Raw genomic sequence first — 7,894 nt, forward strand, 5'->3', positions numbered from 1 at the left:
ATGTTAGAAAAGCTTGACTTGCTCATAATGTAAATCTAAAAATTAACAGGTTTGTGATCTCACTCTTCAGTTTTCAAGGAACAACTTCTCTTTTGTTGTCTGTCCGCTCTGTCGCGGCGACAAGTAATAATATAACACGCTTAAAAATCAAAGTCAACTACTTTTTTTCACTTTTTTTATTGGTTTTGGCCATGTTTCCTTCAATCGAACTACAGCATATGGAAAAATGACAATAGCAAACAATACAATCCATACAGGATTTATCACTAAATCTGAAAAGCCACCCACCATTGCACGAGGAATATTGACAATAAAAAAGACAAATAAACTTATAAAGACAGGATGTTTGGGTAAACGAATAAATGTAATATAAAGAACCTGAACAAAAACGCCTAAATAAACGGTTCCTAATATTACCCCCCATACACCGTAGGTAGCAAATGCTTCCCCTACATAAAGGGTATTGAGTACACCCGCTGTTCCTTCTTGTACTTTCTCTGGAAATAGGTCCATCATAATTACTCTGGCACTTCTCATTTGATCTACATCATACAATTGAAGAATAGAATCTGGTAAACCATAGACATGCAGAAATGGGTATACTTCACCAAAACGATCGACAAAAATATACATCGGAGCAATTTGCGTCAATATGATCCTTCCAATGGGGCCTTGAGAATAATTCAGAAAGGTAGAGCTTCCTGAAGCACCTAGTAATGTATACATCACAACAATGTAAGCTACTCCCACTGCCGTAAAAAAAAGGATCAAACGTAAGTTTAACTTTAATTTCCCAACAAAAATACTAGTTAAAATCAACATGATCATATAAAAAAGTGTTGGTGCTTTTTCAAAGTTATATATTTGAATAATCACAGCTACTACAAATAACAAACCAAACAATACTCTCCAAGACCAAAGGCGGGTTTTTAAAGCATAGGCAAAAGCAACGATCGACAACAGCGGAGTAAGTCCAATCGCCAAAATATTTTTTACATAAACGATACCTGTATACCCTTCTTTTGCATCAATTCTTCCTTTAGCCAAATCAGCAGTATGCCCAAGTAAAGCTGAAAAAAGAGGAATCGTACTCGTATGTAACAGGGTATAAATAACAGATAAAATACTGACGACACTTAAACCTAAAAAAATACGAAAAAACAATTTTTTGTTCGGTTCAGATACAAATACTTCGTTTACAGGAGCATTCCAATACTTATCAAATTCTAAAGCAGGCTTAAATCCTACGATTCTAGAGACTATGACAGTTATAAAAGCGAACAACAAAAATGATCCGCAGACTAAAATAAAACCAAGTTGTCTGGATTCAGGAAAAAGAAGCTTATTAATGATATAGGAACGATCTATTTCCAATACGATCAAAAGAGAACCAATCAAACTGGAAAGAAGGTAGACATACCCAAATATCACCAAGTGTAAATTAGGCTTGTTTAATGATAGCCCACCTGAGCTTTTGTGTAGTAACCAAACACCGATGATTAGAGTAAGTATCCACGCTAGAATCCAAATCACTTAAACTTCCTCCTGATGACTACTTGGTTTTTAGCCCCATAAATTCGCGGTCAATTCGACAAATCGCTAGAGACACAAGAAAATAAATCCATGGGAAAATCTGATACCAACCAGCATAGTTTTGTACTTGTAAATAAACCATCGCAGCAATGGTAATCACGCTTTGAATAAATAAGAAAGACATCTTTCCAACTTTTATAGGTACATGATAGTATTTTTGGCTCTGAATAAAAACGAGAATGCATGTTAGTAAATATGCAATCACATTGGAAATTACGATCCCCCAAAGTCCAAATGGAATATACAATGCGATATTCAATCCAATATTGAGAACGGCTGCAATCACCAAAATACCCGAGATTGACTTTGTTTTCTTTGCAAACAATAAACCTGATGACACAATAATATAGAAAAAATTTAAAAACGATGCTAATGATAGAAATCCTACATATTGATAAGATGTTTGATACTTAGGATCGAGCAACAAAATAACTAATGGCATCACACTTGTCACAAAAACAATACCGAACATCCCAACGGTAAATATAATCATATATGCTTTTGCAAAAAATGCTTTTCCATCTGGGTGATCTTTCATTTGCATCGAATATGGCCTCCAAGCCATTTGAATCCCATAGGTAAGTAAACTGATCATCGTAGCAAATTGAAAAGCTGCTACATATATCCCTACCGAAGTCGTATTATCCATCGCTGCGATAATATAACGATTGGATGATCCCATCACCCAGAAAGATAGGGATGCTGGAACCAATGGTGCCCCATACTGCAATACTTTTACCCAAATTTCCTTATCAAAACGAAGTTTGAGGTATTTAAGCATTTGTCTACCAGAAAGAACAATAACGACAGCTATGCTGATTATCCTTCCCCAAACAATACTGCCAATCGACCCTGACCAATAAACGAGGAGTATATACGATAAAGCAGCAATAAACAACATCTTTGCTACTGTGAGCAATACTACCCGTAGAGTCCGCATCTCATATCGATAAACGGTCAAAGCTAACACATTTATCGAATCAAGTACCAAAGTGACGAGCGATAAATAAAAAAACGGCATCAACTTGCTACTAATATTTAACCATGGTACAAGGTTATTCCCAGCTAGAAGTGCAATTACCGTGAGTCCGACTGCTATCAGCAATCGAAAAGCCATAACATTTTGCACATACTGTAGCTTTTTCTCTTGGTCTTTTTCTTCAAAGTAATAAAAGGCCAAAGCTGTGTCTGTACCAAAGATAACAAAATACCCTAATATACCAATCGTGCCATCAATAATACCCAATACACCATACTCTGAAGGCAGTATGTAATGTGTATAGATCGGAAACATGATAAATGCGATCAATTTTGTGCTCACACTCATCAAAGCATATAAAAACGAATCTCCCGCTAATCTTTTTAGTTGGGCCAACACAGGCTAACATCTCCTATAATGATTGATCTCGAGATGATTTTGCATCCAATATATATTTCCAAAGTGCTACCACCACAATTCCTAAAATTATACCAGCAAGCAATGCAATAATAATGTTTGCTTTCCATGGCGATACTTTCTCTGTAACAGTAAGATTATTTAACGAAGAAGGCGGTACAATTACAGGAGCTTGAGCGCTAGCCAAATCTAACTTACTCGATTGTAACTGTTCTTGTCTTGTCGCTAATTCCTTTTGGAGATTTGTAAACGCATCGACATTAGATCCAGATGGCTTAATTACTTTTGATGCTTGTTCCAATGTAGTTACTCGTTGTTGCAAAGTAGCCATGTATTGTTTTGACATACTGATCTTTTGTTGAAATACTTTTTGTAAATCTGCATAGTAAGCTTTGGATACTTTTTGAAATCCTTTTTCAACTTGGTCTTTGTCTTTGCCACTAAGTTGAATTTGCACTTGTTTATACTTTGGAACAATTACTTGTAATGAAGGTTGAATGTCCTTCGGCAATATGTCTTGATAATTTGCCATAATAATATCAGGCACGGTTACTTTATCATCTGTCGCATCAGCCACATTAAATAATACTGTTCCTTGATATGTAGGCTTTGATACAGCACTCACAATAACCGCAATGATAATGGCGATGATAGGTATTGCAATCAACCAGAACTTTTTCTGCCACATAAAAGCAAGATAATCGTAAAAAGCATACGATTTTTTCGCTTCCTCATTCATTATTTATTCATCCTTTGTCCATAATTTCTAAATTTGTTTTTTTTACGTTTGCTTGGTAAAGGTCAACCATTTTTTGAACACAATCGTCCCACTGGTAGTTTTCTTTCACAAACTGAACTGCGTTCACTTCCATTTGATGACGATTATAATCGTCATTCAACAATGTTTTCATTGCCTTATAAATCTCTTCAGGATCATTATTTGGAATGATCATCCCAGTCTCTCCGTGTTTTACAACTTCAGGCAACCCACCTACATTATTTACGATTACAGGTACCCCGCAAGCTTCTGCTTCCAATGCTGACACCCCAAAGCTCTCACTTTCAGATGGAAGTACAAATAAATCCAATTGACTGAGTAACTGAGGAAGTTCCTCTTGAGGAACAAAACCAACAAAAGTTACCTTTTCTTCCAGTTCCCGCTCCTTTACCATCCGCTGATAACGTTCTTTCTCTGGGCCATCACCAATAATGACTAAATGAACACAATCTTCTTCTTTCACTAATTTAGAAAATGCCTCTATTAATTTCGGATATCCATATATATCCTTTAAACCTTTAGCAATTCCAATATGAAATTCACCGCTCGATTTTTGTGATGGATCATACACGAAATGATTCGTATCTACTCCAAATGGAACCAGTTCAATTGATTTATCTATATATTTTTTCGTCTCCCTGAGCATTACATGACTTGTAGAACAGAGCACATCTGCAGCAGCGAGAGAGTAAGTTAAAATCCGTGTATTTAATGCGTTCTTAGGAAATTGAAAAATATCACTCCCCCATACAGATAAAAACAGAGGGTGAATACGAGCTAGCCCTGCTACAAATCCATAACTAGAAGCGTAATGAGCATGAACAATATCAGGCTTTATTTGCGATAGTAAACTACGAAGTGCAAACACAGTAGTTAGATAAGAAAGCTTTCCTGGTAAGTATTGTGGCAAAGCATACGTTTCCACTCGTTCTGCATGAGTTTTACAATAATGGTTCGAAAACGTGATGATACAGACATCTAATCCTTTTTGTTTCAGTCCTAATGCCCATTTTTGTGTATGTGTAGATGTACTAGGGGCAAATAAAGCGATTTTCATAACTATAACTCCGTTTTGTTTTTTGTTAAGGTTTGATTTACGGTTTGAACACGAGCAATCCACGAGTTACTTGCTAAAAATTTTTCCTGAATGGTTTTCAAAAAAGTTTGATGTTGTTCCATCATTTTTCTAGTTGCAGCCACCATCTCATCAGTCGTTGCACCAGCCACTACACCATATGGTCCACTTTCCACAAATCGTTGTTGTGCAGTACAATTACTGGCCAGCACTGGTAAATAATTAGACAAATACTCCACTAACTTCACAGGAACAGAGAAATCATTGTATGTACTTTTTGTTCTTGGCAAATAGGCAAAATCTATCTCCATATACAATGCATCTAATTCTGCACCAGAAATATGCTTGATGTCTACTTGTAATTGTTTCATTTTTTCTTTTTGTTCATCTGGTAAGCCTTGGTATTCATCCTCTCTACAGACCACCGTCAAGGATAAGTTTTCTGTCTGTATACGCTCCAATGTCTCCAGTAGGAGTGGGAGACCATTATCTGCATGTTTGACTGCACCTACATAAATAGCACGAACTCGATTTCCATCACGATTTGTTTTTTGGAATGCTACTTCTTTTCCACCTGGAGGAAGAGCTACTTTGGTCCTATTTATATCTACATATTTACCCATTTCTAAGCTTGGCAAAAAAATGGCATCCGCATATTTCTCATAAAATTTTTCTTCTCTACGATAAAGCCACTGCATCAATCGTTTTTTCAACCCTTTTAGCGGATAGAGTTCATCAAATTTCCAGTACACATCTCGGTAAAAAATGCCCATCGGGATTTGATGTTGTTTGAGGTATTGAAAAACTTTTTTATCAATAAAAGGTCTACTCGGAGTATGATTTTTATCTGTTAACCAAATAGGGATAGTTTGATTTTCAGCATAACAAAACCTGACATCGGTCAAAGCATTCTGCTGGAGCAATTCATTCCATTTCGCTTCTCGTTCTTTTGACTCACCAGAAACAACGATAACTTCTAATCCTTGATCATTTCCCCACTTCTCAAATGCTTCAATCATTTTGAGTGGGCGTACTTTTGATCCACTATCAGCTTTTTTTGCAAGCGCAAAGGGGAAATAAACTAACACTTTATCCATTGCATAAGTCCTTTCCACATTCAATTGAAAATGAAAACCATTTCTATTTCGAACTCTATCAAAAAAAGTATTTGTTATTCCATCTTAACGAAAAAAAGCCCTTGAAAATATGACAATGCTCCAACAGTCATTTTTCTATCATAACAAGAAAATACTTGTTACACCATAAGAAACTGTGAGTTTATGTAAATATCTTCCTTATAGATCAATAAAAGACAGGAATAAAAAATAAAAAAGCTAGCAAAAACAGAAAACATATAGAGTTTAGTAAAAAATCGACAAATATATGAAAAAACTTGCCCCCCAAAAAGCTAAAAGAGTTGGAACCATCAATGGAACCAACTTGGTGTTTTCCTTATACATTTTTTTGCCCTGCTTGAAATTCATGAATTGCAGTTGACATTTGTTGAAGACCTTTCTGGATTAAAGATCGAGGAGCCGCAATGTTTAAACGTAAAAATCCCTCCCCTTCTCTTCCAAATGTTCTGCCAAAGATAGGAGCTACCTTCGCTTTTTTGAGCATACATTTCATCAAAGTTGGTGTATCCATCTGCAATCCTTGGCAATCTATCCAAGCTAGATAAGTACCTTCTGGCTGTACAACCTTCATTTCTGGAGTATGTTCTTTCAAATAAGAATCCACTAACCTTAGGTTTCCTTCTACATAAGCCATACACTCATTCAGCCAATCTGCACCATATCGATATGCACTTTCTGTCGCAACAACTCCAAAAGTGTTGCTAAATTGTAGAAAAAGGCGATCAAGTGCATTTCTATAAAGATCCCTAAGTTTGATATTTGAGATAATGATATTGGCAGTTTGCACTCCAGGTAAGTTAAACGTTTTAGTTGGTGCATTGCAAATAATAGATCGTTGTGCAATTTCTTCTGATATAGATGCCAATGGAGTATGTTTATTGCCTTGATAAATAAGATCAGAGTGAATTTCATCAGAAATGATTAGAACATCACGCTCGATACATTTTTGTGCAAGAATAGTAAGTTCTTCTTTACTCCATACCCGCCCTACTGGATTATGAGGACTACAAAAGATCAAAATTTTTATTCCTTGATCGAGTTTTCTTTCGAGATCTATAAAATCAATCGTGTAACGATTATTTTCATACTTAAGGGGATTTTCCACTAAAGTTCTATTATTTTTTACCACTACTTCAGATAATGGAGCATAAATAGGAGGCTGTACAAGTATACGATCCCCTGGTTGAGAATAATGGTTAATGATTAAACTAATCGCTTGCATTACACCTGGACTGTAAGATATCCACTCTTTTTGAATCGTCCAATTGTGTTTTTTATCCATCCAATCGACAATTGCATCATAATATGAATCCATGCGAATGTTATAGCCGAACACTCCATGATCGATTCGTTTTGCCATCGCTTCTCTGACAGGCAAAGGGGAACGAAAATCCATATCTGCTACCCACAAAGGCAACAAATCAGGTTCGCGATATATTTTCTCTACTTCATCCCATTTTTCTGAAGAGGTATTATATCGATTAATATACTCATCAAAACTCGAAGCCATATTATCCCCCAATTATTATATTTTTAGGTCATATTCAAATGGTAAACGTTCATCAATAAGTAAAATAAAATATAAGTATTTTCATTATGGCATATAATATGTCCAAACCTCTAATTGTGGATTCCAAACCCTTTATCGCTTGGAGATCAAATATTTGATCTCCGTTTTGGTATAAAATGCTTTCTTCAAGATGTTTCACAGCACCATTCATTTTCCACATTCTAAGAAACTTGCTTTTGATGTATACGATGCTTCCAGCGTTTCTACCTGTACCCCTTTTCCTTTGAATTGTATTCAATCATCCGACAGTTGCCTGTCAGCTGCGAGGCGACCTGGTGCTTACCTCGTTGGACTTTCACGAATTAGCAATTAACGGTTGCTGGCCACATAAGAAAAAAACCCACCA

6 protein-coding genes are annotated in these 7,894 nt (G+C 36.0%); all 6 read right to left on the bottom strand.

Annotation, left to right across the window (positions count from 1 at the left end; translation table 11 throughout):
* Positions 1-153 precede the first annotated feature (153 nt).
* Positions 154-1,533 carry an O-antigen polymerase gene (locus AC5WOF_RS19300; RefSeq protein WP_496051573.1) on the bottom strand — a complete coding sequence of 460 codons (1,380 nt, stop codon included), beginning with the start codon at positions 1,531-1,533 and terminating at the stop codon, positions 154-156.
* 19 nt (positions 1,534-1,552) lie between these two features.
* A complete protein-coding gene (locus AC5WOF_RS19305; protein ID WP_496051574.1) occupies positions 1,553-2,971 on the bottom strand; it encodes a lipopolysaccharide biosynthesis protein in 1,419 nt (472 codons plus the stop codon).
* 13 nt (positions 2,972-2,984) lie between these two features.
* Positions 2,985-3,728 (bottom strand): Wzz/FepE/Etk N-terminal domain-containing protein, encoded by a 744-nt coding sequence (locus AC5WOF_RS19310; RefSeq protein WP_496051575.1) that lies wholly within the window; start codon positions 3,726-3,728, stop codon positions 2,985-2,987.
* A 7-nt stretch (positions 3,729-3,735) separates the two neighbouring features.
* The gene (locus AC5WOF_RS19315) at positions 3,736-4,824 is read right to left on the bottom strand and encodes a glycosyltransferase (RefSeq protein WP_496051576.1); all 1,089 of its coding nucleotides are present in this window, start codon (positions 4,822-4,824) and stop codon (positions 3,736-3,738) included.
* Between the two features lie 2 nt (positions 4,825-4,826).
* Positions 4,827-5,939 carry a glycosyltransferase gene (locus tag AC5WOF_RS19320; protein ID WP_496051577.1) on the bottom strand — a complete coding sequence of 371 codons (1,113 nt, stop codon included), beginning with the start codon at positions 5,937-5,939 and terminating at the stop codon, positions 4,827-4,829.
* Between the two features lie 355 nt (positions 5,940-6,294).
* A complete protein-coding gene (locus AC5WOF_RS19325; protein ID WP_496051578.1) occupies positions 6,295-7,488 on the bottom strand; it encodes a MalY/PatB family protein in 1,194 nt (397 codons plus the stop codon).
* Positions 7,489-7,894 lie beyond the last annotated feature (406 nt).

This window comes from Shimazuella sp. NTD250 (genome assembly GCF_059510375.1).